This window comes from Stenotrophomonas sp. ATs4 (assembly GCF_051861585.1).
In the GTDB taxonomy this organism is placed as follows: Bacteria; Pseudomonadota; Gammaproteobacteria; order Xanthomonadales; family Xanthomonadaceae; genus Stenotrophomonas; species Stenotrophomonas maltophilia_AS.
In genome coordinates this window covers 99,836-115,224 of the sequence record NZ_JBLYPK010000010.1, presented here as the reverse complement: position 1 = coordinate 115,224, position 15,389 = coordinate 99,836, and the positions used below count along the sequence as shown (strand labels likewise).

Sequence of the window (15,389 nt, the reverse complement as noted above, 5' to 3'; positions counted from 1 at the left end):
GCCGCCGGTCACTGGCCGGCGGCGACTTTTCCCTCACAAGGCATGAATCCATGAACACCCATCAGAACAAGATCGCGCTGGTCACCGGCGCCACCCGTGGCATCGGCGCCGAGACCGTGCGCCAGCTGGCCCAGGCCGGCGTGCACACGCTGCTGGCCGGCCGCAAGCGCGAGACCGCTGTGGAGCAGGCGCTGAAGCTGCAGGCCGAGGGCCTGCCGGTGGAAGCCATCCAGCTGGACGTGACCGATGCAGCCAGCATCGCCGAAGCGGTCGAGCAGGTCCGCCAGCGTCATGGGCGCCTCGACATCCTGGTCAACAACGCCGGCATCATGATCGAGAACCCGGCGCAGGCGCCGTCCGAACAGTCGCTGGATACCTGGAAGCGCACCTTCGACACCAACGTCTATGCACTGGTCGCGGTGACCCAGGCCTTCCTTCCGCTGGTCAGGCAGGCCAAGTCCGGGCGCATCGTCAACGTGTCGAGCATGCTCGGCTCGCAGACCCTGCATGCTGATCCGACCTCGGGCATCTACGATTTCAAGATTCCCGCGTACAACGCGTCCAAGGCGGCGGTGAACAGCTGGACGCTGGCGCTGGCCCATGAACTGCGTAGCACCCAGATCAAGGTCAACACCGTGCATCCGGGCTACGTGAAAACCGATATGAACGGCGGCCATGGCGAGATTGAAATCAGCGAAGGCGCGCGCTCCAGCGTGCAGATGGCACTGATCGGCCATGAAGGCCCGAATGGCAGCTTTACCTACCTGGGCGAGGTGCTGCCATGGTGATCCGCACGTTGGCGATGGCCGTCTCCAGCCTGGTGCTGGCAGGCTGTGTCAGCGTCGGCCCGAACTACAAGGCGCCGGTACAGGAGCCGGTGGTGCTGCAGGGTGCGCAGCAGCCGGTGTTCAGCACCACCTCGCCGGTGGCGAGCTGGTGGGCGCAGTTCGATGATCCGGTGCTGGAAGAACTGGTTCACGGCGCACTCTCGGACAACCTGGACCTGCGCGTGGCCGTGGCCCGCGTCAGCCAGGCTCGTGCGGTGTTCGTCGAGAGCCGCTTCGACCAGGCGCCGCACGTTACCGCGGGCGGCAGCTACGATCGCCGCAAGCAACCCGATCCGCAGCTGGGTGGGCAGCGGGTGTTCAGTGAAAGCTACCAGCTCGGCTTCGATGCGGGCTGGGAGCTGGATCTGTTCGGCCGCAAGCGCCGTGCTGCAGAAGCTGCGCGTGCCGACCTCAACGCCGAGCAGGCCAACCTGGCCGACGCGCAGGTGCTGGTCGCCGCCGAAGTGGCACGCAACTACTTCGAACTGCGCGGCACGCAGAAGCGCATCGCGGTGGCCCAGCACACCCTGGTCAATCTGCGCGAAACGCAGAAGCTGACCGAGGCGCGCTGGGAACTGGGCGCCGGCAGCGAGCTGGACGTGCAGAGCAGCCGGGCGCGACTGAAGGCGATCGAGGCCGACATTCCGCTGCTGGAGGTAGCCGAGACGCAGTCGCGCAACCGTCTGGCGGTGCTGCTGGGCCAGCGCCCGGAAACGCTGACTGCCATGCTGGCGCCGCACGAAGTGCCGGCCTATGCCAAGGCCTTGCCACTGGGTGACACCCGCGAGCTGCTGCGCCAGCGTGCGGATGTGCGCGTGGCCGAGCGTCGCTTGGCCGCTGCCACCGCGCGCGTGGGTGTGGCTACCGCCGACCTGTTCCCGCGGCTGTCGCTATCCGGCTTCGTCGGCTTCCTCGGTGGCGATGCCAGCGGCCTGGTCAATGGCAACAACAAGGCTTGGTCGCTGACCCCGTCGCTGAGCTGGGCGGCGTTCGATTTCGGTACGGTCAAGGCACGCCTGCGTGCCAGCAAGGCCGAGGCCGAAGGTGTCGCAGCGCAGTACGAACAGGCGGTGCTGCTGGCGCTGGAAGATACCGAAAACGCGCTGACCCGCTACTCCAAGCAGCAGGCGCGCCTGTCCATTGTGGTCGAGCAGGCGCAGGCGGCACGGCGTGCCGAGTCGCTGGCGCAGATCCGCTATCGCGAGGGCTCGGAGGACTTCCTGACCTTGCTCGATGCACAGCGCACGCAACTGTCCGCCGATGATGCGTTGGCCGCGGCCGAAGCCGAGGTCAATGTCAGCGTAGTGGGGGTGTACAAGGCGCTGGGCGGCTGGGGGCAGTCGCCGCAGCAACCCAGCGTGGCGCAGGTGCAGTAAACCGAAGGGGACGGACGCGAAGGCTGCCGTCCCCTTCTTCTTCAGGGCCGTGATTGGATGGCACGGTGTGAGCCGTGCACGCGATCACAGTCGTGACGTATCTGACTCTGCCGAAAGCCGTGTCCGCCGTGTAACTAGTGGAGCAGGCTCTTGGGAGGACAGATGATGACCCACGGTAAACGGGATACCCAGCGGATGCTGTTCGGTGATCCGGGGCTGCCTGGCGCCGGGCTGTCGGTGGCGGTGGTGGTGTTGCTGGTGCTGGCGACGATGGCCGCTGCCATCGGGTTCCTGCGCCTGCCCGATCAGATGCTCGGCCTGGGCCTGATCGGAATCGCAGTGTTCGTCGCGGTGGGCGCGCGCATCTGCCAGGCGCGCGAGCACCATCAGGCCTTGTACCGGCTCTTGTCACGGCAGCCGCCACCGTAGCCGCGGCTGCCGCAGGCGTTCAGCGTTTCGGCCAGTCCAGCTCGACCACCAGCGGGAAATGGTCCGACGGCAGCACGCCACCAATGCGCCGATCATCGGTGAGGAAGCTGCGCGCATGGAAGCCGCGCACCAACACCCAGTCCAGTTGTGTGGTGGCTTTGCCGGTGAAGTCGTGGAAGGTCAGGCGCGGGCCCTGCGGAGCCTTCACCTGGGTGCGGGTGTCCTGCAGCACGCGGGTGAATGCCTTGTAGGTGTCACCCCCGGGCTCGCTGTTGAAGTCACCGGTCAGCACCACCGGTAGATCGGCCGGCAGAGCTTCCAGGCGCTTGCCGATCAGCTCCGCACCTTTCACCCGGCGCGGTTCGTCCTCGTCGCGATAGGGCAGATGGGTGTCCATGAAGTAGAAACGACGGTCATCATCGAGACGCCGGAACAGGGCCCAGGTAACCATGCGCGGGTACAGGTTGCCCCAGCTGATGCTGCCGGGCACCTCCGGCGTATCGGACAGCCAGAAGTTGCCCGACGCCTCGATGGCCAGCACCTTGCTGTCGTAGAACACGCCCATGTGTTCGTCGCCACTGCCACCGCGGCGGCCTTCGCCGAACCAGCGGTAGCCGGGCAGGTGCTCGGCCAGGTAGTCGGCCTGTTCCTTCACCAGTTCCTGGGTGCCGATCACGGCCGGGTGCGCGTCGAGGATGACCTTGACCATCGCATCGCGGCGGTCGGGCCAACGCTTGCCCGGCTCGCTATCGGCCGGTGTGCGGACATTGAACGACATCACCTTCAGGGGCGCCGGTGCTGCGGCCCAGGCGGCAGTGGGTAGCGCAAGCGCCAGCAACGCGAACAGCGCGGGGCGATGGAAATGCGGCAGCATCGTGGAATCCCTCCATTCCATGAAAACGATTTCAAGAAGCATCGCACGGATCCCCGGTCCATTGCTGTGCGCGCGCTGGCGTTTCCGGGGCCACCGCTGGCGCATTCAGGAGAACCTTGACGGGATCTTGACCTGGGCGAGCGGGTCTGCGTGCTAGAACGGCGGTGCCGGCCATTGAACCCGGCATCCGCAACAGCAACCCACAACGGAACCACAAGGAGCTGTGCCATGACACGATTGATTCGCGCCCTGCAGGTGTCGCTGAACCTGCGTTCGGACAATTCCACGCAGTGCATCCGTTCCAAGTATCGCTACTGGAATATCTTCTGACCGGAAGGACTCCACGTATTCGATGACATCGCCAGGGAAGGTCGATGATCTTCCCTGGCATCGGGGGCAGGGCATGGATGAGCGTGCAACGGATGCGGAAGTAGTGTCCATCGACGACCTGCTTGAGCGGGTGCGGCGCGAAGGGCCGGTACTGCGGTTCCAGAATGATGTGGTCGGCATCTTCGATCCGGCCCTGGCCGTCAAGATCGACAAGGCCAATACCGACCGGCATACCGTGCCGGATTCACTGATCGATTTTCTCGGCCTGCGCAGCAGCAAGGATCCGGTTGCGTGGCGCGAGGTGCGTGCGCTGTTGAGCGAACAGGCCGGACGGCTGGCCAGCCCGGCGCACATGCGCTCGCTGTATGCACGCATGCAGGATTTTCTGGCCGAGCGTGCAGGCCGCCCGCATGACCTGAGCGAACTGAGCTGGTGGATGATTTCGCAGTCGTTGCTGCCACTGCTGATTGATGGGTTGAGCCGATCCGATATGGATGCGCTCGTCGGCGAGCAGAAGACGCGATACAACGCCATCGTGCTGCAGAACTTCTCGTTCTGGCGGCGCATCATCGACTTCCACCTTTCCCGCCGCGCCGCACGCACCGTGTCGCGCCATATCCGCCGCCGATCGCGCGACGCCCACCCGCGCGAGGATTTCCTGCAGTCGCTGCTGCCGCTGGTACAGCGGGTGGGCGTGGACCGGGTGGCCTATCTGGTGTCGATGGTGCTGGCCGGCATGTCGGGGCTGCCGGGCATCACGGCGGCCAGCCTGCTCTACGCCATGCATCGTTTCCCGCAATGGCATGAGCGGATCCGTGAGGAAACATCAGCGCTCAGTCTGGATGAACTGTGCGCGGTGCCGATCAAGTCGCTGCCGTGCACTTCACGTTTCGTGAAGGAGACCCTGCGGCTGTGGCCCGGGCTGTTCGCCCTGCATCGCCCGGCGTCGCATGACATCGATATGGATGGGGTCTGCATCCGGAAAGGGGGGGCGTATGAGCTGTCGTCGTACTTCCAGCATCATTCGCCGGAATACTGGCAATCGCCTGACAGCTTCGATCCGGATCGCTGGTTGCCCGAGCGCCGGCAGCCGAACAAGGGCGCCTATGTTCCGTTCGGATTCTCTTCGCGCGCGTGCATCGGCAGCGCTGTGGGCCACGCACAACTGCTGTTGTTCTGCGCATTGGTGACGCGTGACTTCGAGTTGAAGGTGCAGGACGAACCGGCGCCGTGGATGCAGCTGGAAGGGTTCGCGATCCCGGTGGATTTCATCGGCACACTGACGCCCCGTCGGGCTTGAAGGCCGCCGGCACGCGAACCGGATGGCCGAAGTGCCGTAGTGGTGCTCAGTCTTCGATCTCGCCGCGACGGCTGGCAGCGCGTACCGCCTGCGCGGTGGTTGCCACGCCCAGGCGTTGGCGTGCGCGGCGCAGGTGGTTTTCCACGGTGCGCGCGGACAACCCCAGCGTGGCGGCGATCTCGGCCTGGCGCCGGCCCGCGGCGACCCAGCGCAGCACTTCACGCTCGCGCGCGCTCAATGCGCCGGCCGGCACCTCGGCGGGCACTTCGGCCAATCGTCGCGCCGCGCGGAAGGCTGCGGTCGCAACCGCTTCCAGCCGCAGGCGCGCGTGTGCAGATGCATCGATCGAGGTTCCGGCGAAGCTGATCGCACCCTCCAGCCCAGTGGTGCCGAACACCGGCACCTGTAATCCATGCAGGCCCTCACCGCGTGGTTGCTTCACCACCTGGTAGCGCTCGCCGCGTACACCTTGGCGCTTGCTCCAGAAAAACGGTGCATCACTGTCCAGCACGTGACGGTTGACCGGGCAGGCATGCAGGTAGCGGGCGAGGTCGGTATCGCTGCCATTGCCCAGCCAGTCGCCTTCAATCCAGTACACCCGCTGCGCATCGCGCTCCAGCCCGGTGCCGGTGGCGAACACCAGCACACGGTCGTAGCCGAGTGGTGCAGCGATGCCGCGCAGTGCCGCGCCCACGGCACTCAGCGCGTCGGCGCGTTCAAGCCCAAGCAGTGCCTGCACCAGCTCGGCCACTGGTATCAGCGCCCGGCCAGCGTGTCGAGCAGGGTGCGTGCGGCCAGCTTGCCCAGGGCGTTGCCGGCAAGCGGGCTGTCGCCGGTCAGCAGCAGACGATCCTGCAGGACGCTGCCATCGATGCCGTCGTTGACGATCTGCACGCCCTGCTGCGCCAGCCGTTCGCCGAAGAACCATTGAAGCTGTCCCGGCATGTAGCCGATCTCGGGCGTCTGCCGGTCCATTGCATCGGGGAAGGCACAGATGCGATAGCCACGGAACAGCGAGCCGCCATCGGCTTCGTCGACGCCTGCGGCCAGCAATGCGGCCGGACCGTGGCAGAGAGTGATGATGTGGCGTTGCTGGGCCATTGCCCACTGCAGGGTGGCCTTCACTGCGCGGCTTTCCGGCAGGCCGATCAGTGCACCGTGGCCACCGGGGATGAACACCGCTGCGTAGTCCGAATCGGCACCAAGGCCCGCCACCACGTCGTCCAGCTGCAGTGGCTGGCGGAAGCGCTCTTCATAGCGCTCATACAGTCCACCGATCTCCTTGTCCTCGCGCGGGAACGCCCACCATTCGAACTTGGCGGCATTGCCCGACAGCGTCGCCACGTCGATGTCGAAGCCGGCCTTGTCCAGGTGGTACATCGGCAGCAGGGTTTCCACCGGGTGGTTGCCGGTGGAGAAAAGGTGGCCGTTTGCGGTTGGCAGGTAACGTTCGTCGGCGGCGATCATCAGCACCTTCCAGCGGCCATCACGGCGTGCGTCCGGATAGTCGGCGCCAGACAGGTCGCTCTTCGCGGAAGTGAACTGCGACAGCGAGTACGGAGAAGGGAAGAAGGCATCGCGCTCGGCCGGGTCGGGGCTGGGCTGACGGCTGGGCTCTTGCGTGTTCATGCGGACCTCCGGTGGGGATGTGGGGCCAGCATAAGAGGCCGGGTGCACGCGCGCGATGAGGGAATTCCCCTCACGCCTTCGGCGCCGGCGCCTGTTGACGCCAGGTATTGGGGCTTACACCGAACTGGCGGCGGAACGCGCGGCTGAACGCGGGCTCGGAGAGATAACCGACATCCCCGGCGATCTGCGAAACCCGCCGGTTGCCGCTGCGCAGCAGCTGTGCGGCCAGTTGCAGTCGGGATTCCGCCAGATAGCGCATCGGCGACATGCCGGTGGCGAGGCTGAAGCGCTGGGCAAAGTTCGAGCGGGACTGGTTCAGGCACGCGGCCAGGGATTCGACCGTCCATGCGCGCGCGGGGTGTGCCTGGAGCAGGGCCAATGCCCGTCCGATCAGCGGATCGGCCAATGCGTGCAGACGCTGGCAGTTGTGAGGGCTGGAGGTTCCCAGCCAATAGCGCAGTGTCCAGACAAACAGCAGATCGAGCAGGCGTGACAGCATCAGCCCGCTGCCCAGCGTGGGCCGGGTCGCTTCAGCCTGGATCGCTGCCAGGGTTACCGCCATCCAGTCAGCGGAGTTGGCAGGAAATCCGCTGGGCATCCGGTCCACTCCAGGAACGTGAATCCAGCCGGGCAGCGCGTCGAGCAGCAGGCGGCTGCCCGGGCCCTCGAAGCCAAATGATGCCGTGGTCAAGCATGACGGCCCCGCGGCATCGGCTGCGCAGTCGATGCGGTGCGTGCGTCCGTGCGGCATCAACAGCAGCTCACCGGCCTGCAGAGATACAACGGCTGCGTCCGCGTGCAGGCGCGCGGTGGCTTGTTCGATGAAATGAAAACAACCTTCACCCTCGCCAATCACCAGCGATTCCCCGGGCTGCAGGAGATGACGAGTGACGGTGCCTCCCTGCATGCGCGAGGACTGGAAGATTGCGAACAGGGCGTCCGATCCGGCGTGCAGCGGAGGTGTGTCGTGGAGCCTTGGCATGGATTTCAGGAGTCCGTGCATCGTCGCTGGCCGAGGCGATGCGTAGTCTGGTCGAGGGCGTCAGGCAGCCGGAACCGCCACCCGCCAACCATCCCATCCAATCGAGGAGTTCTGCAAGATGAGCAAGCCAAGCATCATTCTGGTTCATGGATTCTGGGGCGGCGCCGCGCATTGGGCCAAGGTGATCCTTGAGCTTGATCGTCGCGGCTTCCACGACCTGCATGCCGTTGAACTGCCACTGACCTCGCTGGCCGAAGACGCCGAACGGACCCGTCGCATGATCCGCCAGGTGCAGGGGCCGGTACTGCTGGTCGGCCATTCCTATGGTGGCGCGGTGATCACCGAGGCGGGCAACGAACCCAATGTCACGGGACTGGTGTTCATCGCCGCATTCGCGCCGGACGCAGGTGAAAGTCCTGGCGGCATTACCCAGCAACAGCTGCCGCAGGCGGCGGCCAACCTGGCGCCGGACAGCGACGGCTATCTGTGGTTGCAGCCGGACAGGTTCCACGAAAGTTTCTGCCAGGACCTGCAGGCCGGCGAGGCGCGGGTGATGGCGGTCACGCAGAAGGCGCCGCTGGCGAGCACGTTCGGCGATGCCGTCAGCGATCCTGCGTGGCGGCACAAGCCGAGCTGGTACCAAGTGTCCAGCGCCGACCACATGATCCATCCGGACAATCAGCGCCGTATGGCGGAGCGGCTGCAGCCACGCGAACTGATCACCCTGGAAGCGAGTCATGCATCACTTGCTTCACAACCGGTGGCAGTGGCCGAACTGATCGAGAAGGCGGCTGTGGCCAGTTCCTGAAGGGTTGAACAGCGACGTCCATCGTGCCGAAACGCAGCGATCAACGCTGGCACCTGCAGCATCGGTTGCTGCGCTGCGGCATCGGTCCGGATTGGACAGCGGGATTATGTCGTGTTATCTAGCCGGTGCCGGGATAATCCCGGCATAACCACACAGCAAGCAAAGGAATGAAAATGAAAAGATTCGCCCGAGCATTGCGCGTCACTCTGAATATCCATCCGAACGAGAAGAGTAGTGTGTGGAATACCTGGCCGCTCTGGGTCGAGTTCTGATCCTGCGGGACACCCCCGCGACTGAGCGGTAGCAAGACGAAGGGACTCGTCTTTCGAGTCCCTTCCTGCCGGAGGCGCACTGCATGCAAGGGATGTCGAATGAAGGCAGCGCCGTTGCTGCCGAGCGGTTGGCCGCGCGCGTCGAGCGCGAAGGGCCGGTGCTGAAGCTGGAAACGGGCGGTATCGGGGTGTTCTGCCCGGAACTGGCCGGCAAGGTCGACAAGGAAAATTCCGAGCATCTGTTCGTGGTCGAATCGCTGGCTGACCTGTTCCGCCGGCACGAGCGCGTGCGCTGGACCGAAGTGCGCAGCTTGATCGCCGCCTGCAGTGCTGAACTTACCGGCGTGGATACCCTGACGGCGCTGCAGTCGCGCATGCGGCAGGCACTGGATGCACTGTGTGGGCATGAACTGGATGCGACGCCGGCAGTATGGAAGGTCATGGCGCATCCGCTCGTTCCGATGGTGATCGGTGGGCTTGATGCGCGCGGTACCGCCGCCATCGAGCGCGCCCTGCATCTGCGGTATACCACCCAGGTCGAGCAGGTCATTCATCGACGCCACCTGCTGCGCAACTTCTTCATCGGCCGTGGCGAGTCGCGGGCGATCCACGCAGAGCTGAAGCGCCGTGTCCGGAGTGGGCGCTCTGCACGCGACTACGCACAATCATTGCTGACGTTGCGTGAGCGCATCGGCCTGGACAAGGTCACCTATCTGGTCACGGTGCAGTTGATTGCCATCTCCGGGGTCCCGGGCATGATGGCCGCCTGCCTGCTGATGGCCCTGCAGATGCATCCGCAATGGCGGCAGCGCATTGAAGATGAATTCGCTCCGCTGTCGGACGCCGAGATCCATGCACTGCCCATCGCGCGCATTCCCTGCACGATGCGCTTCCTGAAGGAAGTGATGCGGCTGTACTCCACGCCCTTCAACAACCGGCGCGTGGCCGCCTGCGATCTGCAGGTGGAAGGTCAGTCCATCGCCGAAGGCACGGTGTTTGAGCTGAGCTCGTTCATCCAGCACCGGTCAGCGAAGTACTGGGACGATCCGCTGTTGTTCGATCCCGACCGCTGGTTGCCCGAGCGTCGCAAGCGGACGGCCGGCATCTATGTTCCTTATGGTTTCCCATCGCGTTCCTGCGTGGGATCTGCGGTGGGCAACGCGCAGCTGGTGCTTTTTTGTGCGTTGCTTTCACGCGAATATCGTTTCACCCCCAGCGCGGAGTACCGTCCCGAGGTCCGCATGGAGGGCTTCGCGATCCCAGCGGCGCTGCACGGCACGTTTTCGCGCCGCACGTCGGGTTCCTGAGGACAGGACAGGGCGGGTCAGTTGCCCGCCTGGTCATGGGCCTGCATGTCCTCATGCAGGATCCGCCGAAGTTCGACGATCGCCGGTGTGGCTTCCTGCACGCTGTGGCCGGACACGATCACCTTTTCCGATACGGCATGCGGCAGGTGCGAACTCCAGTAAGGCACCAGCCCATCGTCGGTCTTTTCCAGCGGGCCGTCGGCCTTGGCGCGGGCGATGATCGAGTGATAGTGCACCGTCGGAGCCATCGGCAGGTCGGCTATGGCGCGCACGAAGGGATCGTCCTTGTCCAGGTTCTGGATGCTGTTCATCTGGTAGCCGTGCTTGCCGTCATTGCGATCGATCTGGCCGTCATTGGCAATGGTGGCCACGTCCTCCAGTACGGTCAGCGGCAGCCGCACCAGGCGGCCGATCCAGCGGCCCAGGCGGGTGCCGGCCACATCGGTGCCGCGGTGTGGCGTAGCGATGAACACCACGCGCGATACTTCCGGCTCCGGCAGGAAGGTCAGTACTGGCGCACCCTTGGTACGCAGCAGCTCGCGCTGCGCCGGCGACATCTGCGCGGTTGCCAGCAGCGTGTCCACCAGATGGTCACCGGATGAGGAAATCATCAGTCGTGCGATCACCCCACCCATGCTGTGGCCGACCAGCACCATGTCATGCGCGGCCTGCGTCCTGCCGCTGGGGTCGAAATGCTGGAAGACCTCGTCCAGGGTGTGGCGCATCGCATCGTGGCTCATCGCGATGGGCATGTTGGTCGGGTAGTAGAACTGCCAGATCTGGAATTCCCGGCGGATCTCGTCGTCGCGCATCAGTTCGTTGGCAACGTTGACCCAGGCTTCCGGGCTGCTGGCCAGGCCATGGATCATCAGCAGCACGCGGCGGTTCGGATCGTAGGGCTGCATCATGTACAGATGCGGTGTATCGATGCCGCCCTTGCCGCCGAACAGCGAGCGCAGCGACTGGTGGCTGAAGTTGGAGCGGGCCAGCCACAGCGCGTAGCCAGCGGTGAAGTTCGCGGCCAATGGCACCTGTTGCCCGTGCAGGGTGACTTCGGTGATCTGGTAGGGATCGTGAATCTCCAGTTCCGGCTCGTCGTCGTGCAGCACTTCCCACAGGTTCTTTCCGGAGAAGCGCAGCAGCACGGTCATCGACGGCGAGGGCATCTCGCTCCAGCTGCGCTGCGCCGCTGCCGTCGCCACGGTGGAGGCGGTCGTGGGTGTGGCAGTGGCAGTGGCTGGATCATCCATCACCGCCACCAGTTCCGCGCCAAAGCCATCGCGCCGGTGCACGCTGCGCAGCGTGCCGGTGAACGACAGTGAGGCGGCCGGCACCAGCTCGGTGGGGGTACGCGTGTCCAGGGGCGATGCCTCGCCCGATGGGGCCAGCACAAAGGTCCAGCGACCCAGCTGGAAATGGCTGGCTTCGCTGTGTACCCGGCCGGTGGCATAGGCGTTGTACAGCTGCACGGAGGCTTCCTGCACGGCCAGGTTGTAATAGTCGCGGACCTGGGTCTGGCGATCTTCGAAGCCGCGTTGGTTGGCAGTGCGCTCAGTGAAGAACAGATACCCATATGCCTGCCGCGCGACCTGCATCCAGGCATCCAGGCGCGGCTGGAAGTCGGCATCCAGTTCGGTGATGGCGGTCTTGGCCCGGCCCGAAGCGGAGTACTCGCGTTTCGGTGCGGGCAGGGTCATCGCGTACTGCAGCCACAGCTCGGCCAGGCTCGAGCGCTTGTCTTCCTCGCGGACCACGATGGTGGCTTCCATCGCTTCGATGCAGGGCAGGCCGGGTTTGGCGCAGACACCTTCGTCCAGGCCGGCCACGCGCAGGGTCTCCAGGGTGGCCGAGCTGAGTTTGCCGGTGGTGAGGATGTCGCCGCGCTTGAGCGCGATGTACTGGCCGGGCGTGACCGAGGCCACCTGTACCGACGGCCCGAACTGGCGCAATGTCGCGCAGCCACCCAGGGTGAGCAGCACGGTGATGATGAGGGTCGTGCGGCCGATGAAGCCCAAGCCCGTGGTTGCCATACGATCCTCCTGCGCGGTGGCGCCACTCTAGCGGTCGGCATGTCAAAGCGGAAGATACCGGGCGGTCGGTTTGGGGCGCTGAAGCGCTGGCCTTCAAGCGATTCAGGCATTCCCGTGTGACACTGGGATGAATGGGGCGATGCAGGGACCGCGATGCGCTGGCTTGAGACCCGGATTCCTCCACCGCTGGTGATGCTTTCGTGCGGGGCGATCGGCGGGTTGGGCAGCCGGCTGTGGCCGGGTGCGGCGTGGTCGCTACCGATGCCGGCACTGCTGGCAGGTGGGGTGGTGGCCCTTGGCGTGGCGTTGAACCTGCTGCCCAAGTTGGCCTTCCGGCACGCGGGCACCACGGTCAATCCGCTGCGGCCGACGACGTCGAGCGCGCTGGTCACGCACGGGGTATATCGCTACACGCGCAACCCGATGTACCTCGGCCAGGCCACGGTGCTCGCCGGCGCCATGTTGTACCTGCAGAACCCGGTTGCGTTGCTGGCCGTGCCGCTGTTCGTGCTGTACATCACCCGTTGGCAGATTGTGCCGGAAGAGCGGGCACTGTCGGCCCGCTTTCCCGAGGCCTATGCCGGGTTCCGCCAGCACGTGCGGCGCTGGATATAGACCTGCGCCATCAAGGCGTGATCTGGCACTTCACGGCAGCGGAATAGCCTTCGTAATCGTCACCGGCAATCACGTGCAGGGTGTGGCGCTTGTCGATGCGCTTTACGTAGGAGGGCGCTTCGGTATTGGCATGTTCGTTGACCGTGGTCACCGACCAGGTTCTGGCCAGGCGCTTCGGATCGACACCGTTCAAGTACACGAAGAGGCTCTTCTCGCCCTCGGCAACATTCACATCGGCATGGGTGACGGTGCCGCCGAACAGGGCGACCGGCGTGGTCTCCGGCTCGAACGTGCCGCCCGGCTTCCTGGCCAGGCCTGCCGCCTGCAGGGCATCGATGGCCTCGGCTTCGCTGAAGTTCGAACCTGCCTTGCAGGCCAGCAGGGCTTCGAGCGTCGCGGTGCCGGGCGGCGCGATGGCGGATGCGGCCGCGTGCGCAGCCGGGACTGCGGCGAGAGCGGCCAGGAGCAGGGCAGAGGTGATGATCGTGGTTTTCATCGCAGATCCTTCTGTGGGTGGTGGGCAGGAATGCGGACGGAGAATGCCGCCTCATTGTGCGTTGATTCAATCGGTTCCGCGTGCAGCAATCGATCACGGGTCATCTCGATTGCCGTCGTCCGCTTCAAGCAGCACGGCGCCGCCGCCCCGTTGTGACAACTGGTCGCCAGGGTTTCGCAACGGGCAGTCCTTCAGTGACAGGCAGCCACAGCCGATGCAGCCGTCGAGCTGGTCGCGCAGCTGGATCAGGCTGCGGATGCGCTCGTTCAGCATGTCACGCCAGTTGCTGGACAGCCTTGCCCAGTCCTTCGAACTGGGCGCCCGTTCGGCCGGAAGTTCATCCAGCGCGACCTTGATCGTGGCCAAAGGAACGCCTGCCCGCTGTGCGACCTTGATCACGGCAATGCGTCGCAGCACGTCGCGGCGGTAGCGGCGCTGGTTGCCGTTGTTGCGCCAGCCATGGATCAGTCCCTTGGCTTCATAGAAGTGCACGGTGGCGATGCTGACCCCACTGCGACGCGCGACCTCGCCCACGGATAGCGGAATGCTGACATCGATCTTCATGGCCGGGGTTCCTTGACCTCATCAATACATGAGGTTTTATAAGACAGTTCCTTTTTTCCTGCATGTGAATCCTGGGCTGCAGGTCATGAATCATAGGTTTGAACGAAAATGGAACAGCAAGGCATCGCCGTCCCCGGCACCCGCTGGGGCGATCTCCTTTCCGGCCGCAATGCAGTGCGCTCACTTGCCCTGGCAGGTGGGGTCGCACTGCTTGCAGTCAACGTCTATATCGCCACCACCATGCTGCCAACCGTGGTGGAAGACATCGGTGGCCTGGATCTTTACGCATGGAACACCACGCTCTTCGTGGTCGCGTCCATCCTGGGGTCGGCACTGTCGATCAAGCTGCTTGAACGTGCCGGGCCCCGTGGAAGCTACGCGCTGGCCACGCTCATCTTCGCGACCGGTGCCGTGATCTGCGCTTTCGCAACCTCGATGCCGATGATGCTGGTGGGGCGGCTGGTGCAGGGTGTCGGCGGTGGTTTCCTGTTCGCGCTGGCCTACGCCATGATCCGGCTCGCGTTCGAAGAGCCACTATGGCCCCGCGCGATGGCCCTGGTTTCGGGGATGTGGGGCGTAGCGACGTTGATCGGGCCCGCAGTGGGCGGGGTCTTCGCCGAATGGGGCGTGTGGCGGGCCGCGTTTTGGTCGGTCACCGCCGTTGCCGTGCTGTTCGCACTGCTGGCGTCGAAGGTCCTTCCACAGCGGGAGGCATCGTCGTCAGCGACCGCCAGGTCCTCGGTCCCGTGGCTGCAGATCCTGCTGCTGACCCTGGCCGTCATCAGCATCTCACTCGGCAGTACGTCATCGAGCGCAGTCAACAACTTCATCGGCATCGTGATGGCCGTGTTCCTCGTGGTGGTGCTGGTGAGGATCGAGTCCCGTGCGAAGCAGACGCTGCTTCCCTCAGGCGCTCTCCAGTTCCGTTCACCCCTGGCTGCGCTGTATGGGCTGATGTCGCTGCTGGTGTTGATGATCACCAGCGGCGAGGTCTTCGTTCCGCTGTTTCTGCAGGTACTGCACCAACAATCACCGCTTGCTGCAGGCTACCTCGCTGCGTTGATGGCGGCCGGTTGGACGCTCGGGTCGCTGATCGGCTCTGGTTTCAGCGGCCGTGGCATCGACCGGGCGTTGATGATCGGCCCGGCGCTGGGATGGGTGGGCATGATCGGGCTGGCGCTGTTGGTGCCAGCTGCGGGCAGCGGTACGTGGTTGCAGATGGTGCCGATCTGCGTGGCACTGGCCGTTATCGGAATCGGCGTGGGCCTGGCCTGGCCGCATCTGCTGACGCGCGTGTTGACCTCTGCACCACCGGAGCAGCAGGAGCGCGCCGGTGCGTCGATCACCACCATCCAGCTGTTCGCCACCGCGGCCGGGGCAGCGCTTGCCGGCATGGTCGCCAATGCCGCGGGATTGATCGATCCGGGTGGAGCCGAGGGAACCGCCCATGCGGCCCGGTGGCTGTTTGCCACATTCGCGCTGGCGCCGATGCTGGGGATGCTGCTGGTGAAGCGGTGCCGCCTGCAGGTGGATGTGAACTGAGCAATGGA

At 65.1% G+C, this 15,389-nt stretch carries 15 protein-coding genes; 8 read left to right on the top strand and 7 right to left on the bottom strand.

Annotated features, from left to right (window positions below; all coding sequences use genetic code 11):
• Nucleotides 1-50: 50 nt before the first annotated feature.
• The 3 genes from ABR323_RS17660 to ABR323_RS17650 all read left to right on the top strand — a co-directional run bounded on the left by ABR323_RS17660 (nt 51) and on the right by ABR323_RS17650 (nt 2,632).
• On the top strand, nt 51-788 hold the full coding sequence (locus ABR323_RS17660) for an SDR family oxidoreductase (protein WP_126929095.1): 738 nt from the start codon (nt 51-53) through the stop codon (nt 786-788).
• Nucleotides 782-2,203 (top strand): efflux transporter outer membrane subunit, encoded by a 1,422-nt coding sequence (locus tag ABR323_RS17655; RefSeq protein ID WP_439450233.1) that lies wholly within the window; start codon nt 782-784, stop codon nt 2,201-2,203. The genes ABR323_RS17660 and ABR323_RS17655 overlap by 7 nt, the downstream gene beginning before the upstream one ends.
• A 165-nt stretch (nt 2,204-2,368) precedes the next feature.
• Nucleotides 2,369-2,632 (top strand): hypothetical protein, encoded by a 264-nt coding sequence (locus ABR323_RS17650; protein WP_439450232.1) that lies wholly within the window; start codon nt 2,369-2,371, stop codon nt 2,630-2,632.
• Between the two features lie 19 nt (nt 2,633-2,651).
• On the opposite strand, the gene ABR323_RS17645 is transcribed toward ABR323_RS17650, so the two are convergent.
• Nucleotides 2,652-3,506 (bottom strand): endonuclease/exonuclease/phosphatase family protein, encoded by an 855-nt coding sequence (locus tag ABR323_RS17645; protein ID WP_439450231.1) that lies wholly within the window; start codon nt 3,504-3,506, stop codon nt 2,652-2,654.
• A 433-nt stretch (nt 3,507-3,939) separates the two neighbouring features.
• Here ABR323_RS17645 and ABR323_RS17640 point away from each other — a divergent pair, with 433 nt between their 5' ends.
• Entirely contained in the window at nt 3,940-5,136 is a 1,197-nt protein-coding gene (locus ABR323_RS17640) for a cytochrome P450 (RefSeq protein WP_439450230.1), read from the top strand.
• 46 nt (nt 5,137-5,182) lie between these two features.
• Here ABR323_RS17640 and ABR323_RS17635 read toward each other — a convergent pair whose 3' ends face one another.
• From ABR323_RS17635 to ABR323_RS17625, 3 genes are all read right to left on the bottom strand, one after another.
• Nucleotides 5,183-5,887 (bottom strand): PA1136 family autoinducer-binding transcriptional regulator, encoded by a 705-nt coding sequence (locus tag ABR323_RS17635; RefSeq protein ID WP_439450229.1) that lies wholly within the window; start codon nt 5,885-5,887, stop codon nt 5,183-5,185.
• A 5-nt stretch (nt 5,888-5,892) separates the two neighbouring features.
• Nucleotides 5,893-6,765, bottom strand: coding sequence for a glyoxalase III HchA (gene hchA, locus ABR323_RS17630; protein ID WP_135273208.1), 873 nt, complete (start codon nt 6,763-6,765; stop codon nt 5,893-5,895).
• A 70-nt stretch (nt 6,766-6,835) separates the two neighbouring features.
• Nucleotides 6,836-7,768 (bottom strand): cupin domain-containing protein, encoded by a 933-nt coding sequence (locus ABR323_RS17625; RefSeq protein WP_439450228.1) that lies wholly within the window; start codon nt 7,766-7,768, stop codon nt 6,836-6,838.
• A 97-nt stretch (nt 7,769-7,865) separates the two neighbouring features.
• Here ABR323_RS17625 and ABR323_RS17620 point away from each other — a divergent pair, with 97 nt between their 5' ends.
• Nucleotides 7,866-8,555: an alpha/beta hydrolase gene (locus ABR323_RS17620; protein ID WP_439450227.1), complete on the top strand. Its 690-nt coding sequence runs from the start codon at nt 7,866-7,868 to the stop codon at nt 8,553-8,555.
• A 355-nt stretch (nt 8,556-8,910) separates the two neighbouring features.
• On the top strand, nt 8,911-10,134 hold the full coding sequence (locus tag ABR323_RS17615) for a cytochrome P450 (RefSeq protein ID WP_439450226.1): 1,224 nt from the start codon (nt 8,911-8,913) through the stop codon (nt 10,132-10,134).
• Nucleotides 10,135-10,151: 17 nt separating this feature from the next.
• On the opposite strand, the gene ABR323_RS17610 is transcribed toward ABR323_RS17615, so the two are convergent.
• A complete protein-coding gene (locus ABR323_RS17610; RefSeq protein WP_439450225.1) occupies nt 10,152-12,164 on the bottom strand; it encodes an esterase/lipase family protein in 2,013 nt (670 codons plus the stop codon).
• A gap of 153 nt (nt 12,165-12,317) precedes the next feature.
• On the opposite strand from ABR323_RS17610, the gene ABR323_RS17605 reads away from it, so the two are divergent.
• Nucleotides 12,318-12,779, top strand: coding sequence for a methyltransferase family protein (locus ABR323_RS17605; RefSeq protein ID WP_439450224.1), 462 nt, complete (start codon nt 12,318-12,320; stop codon nt 12,777-12,779).
• A 10-nt stretch (nt 12,780-12,789) separates the two neighbouring features.
• On the opposite strand, the gene ABR323_RS17600 is transcribed toward ABR323_RS17605, so the two are convergent.
• Both ABR323_RS17600 and soxR read right to left on the bottom strand, forming a co-directional pair.
• Nucleotides 12,790-13,275, bottom strand: coding sequence for a hypothetical protein (locus ABR323_RS17600; RefSeq protein ID WP_439450223.1), 486 nt, complete (start codon nt 13,273-13,275; stop codon nt 12,790-12,792).
• Between the two features lie 93 nt (nt 13,276-13,368).
• A complete protein-coding gene (gene soxR, locus ABR323_RS17595) occupies nt 13,369-13,839 on the bottom strand; it encodes a redox-sensitive transcriptional activator SoxR (protein WP_439450222.1) in 471 nt (156 codons plus the stop codon).
• 108 nt (nt 13,840-13,947) lie between these two features.
• Between soxR and ABR323_RS17590 the strand changes: the two genes are divergently transcribed.
• The gene (locus tag ABR323_RS17590) at nt 13,948-15,381 is read left to right on the top strand and encodes an MFS transporter (RefSeq protein ID WP_439450221.1); all 1,434 of its coding nucleotides are present in this window, start codon (nt 13,948-13,950) and stop codon (nt 15,379-15,381) included.
• The last annotated feature ends 8 nt before the right edge of the window (nt 15,382-15,389 follow it).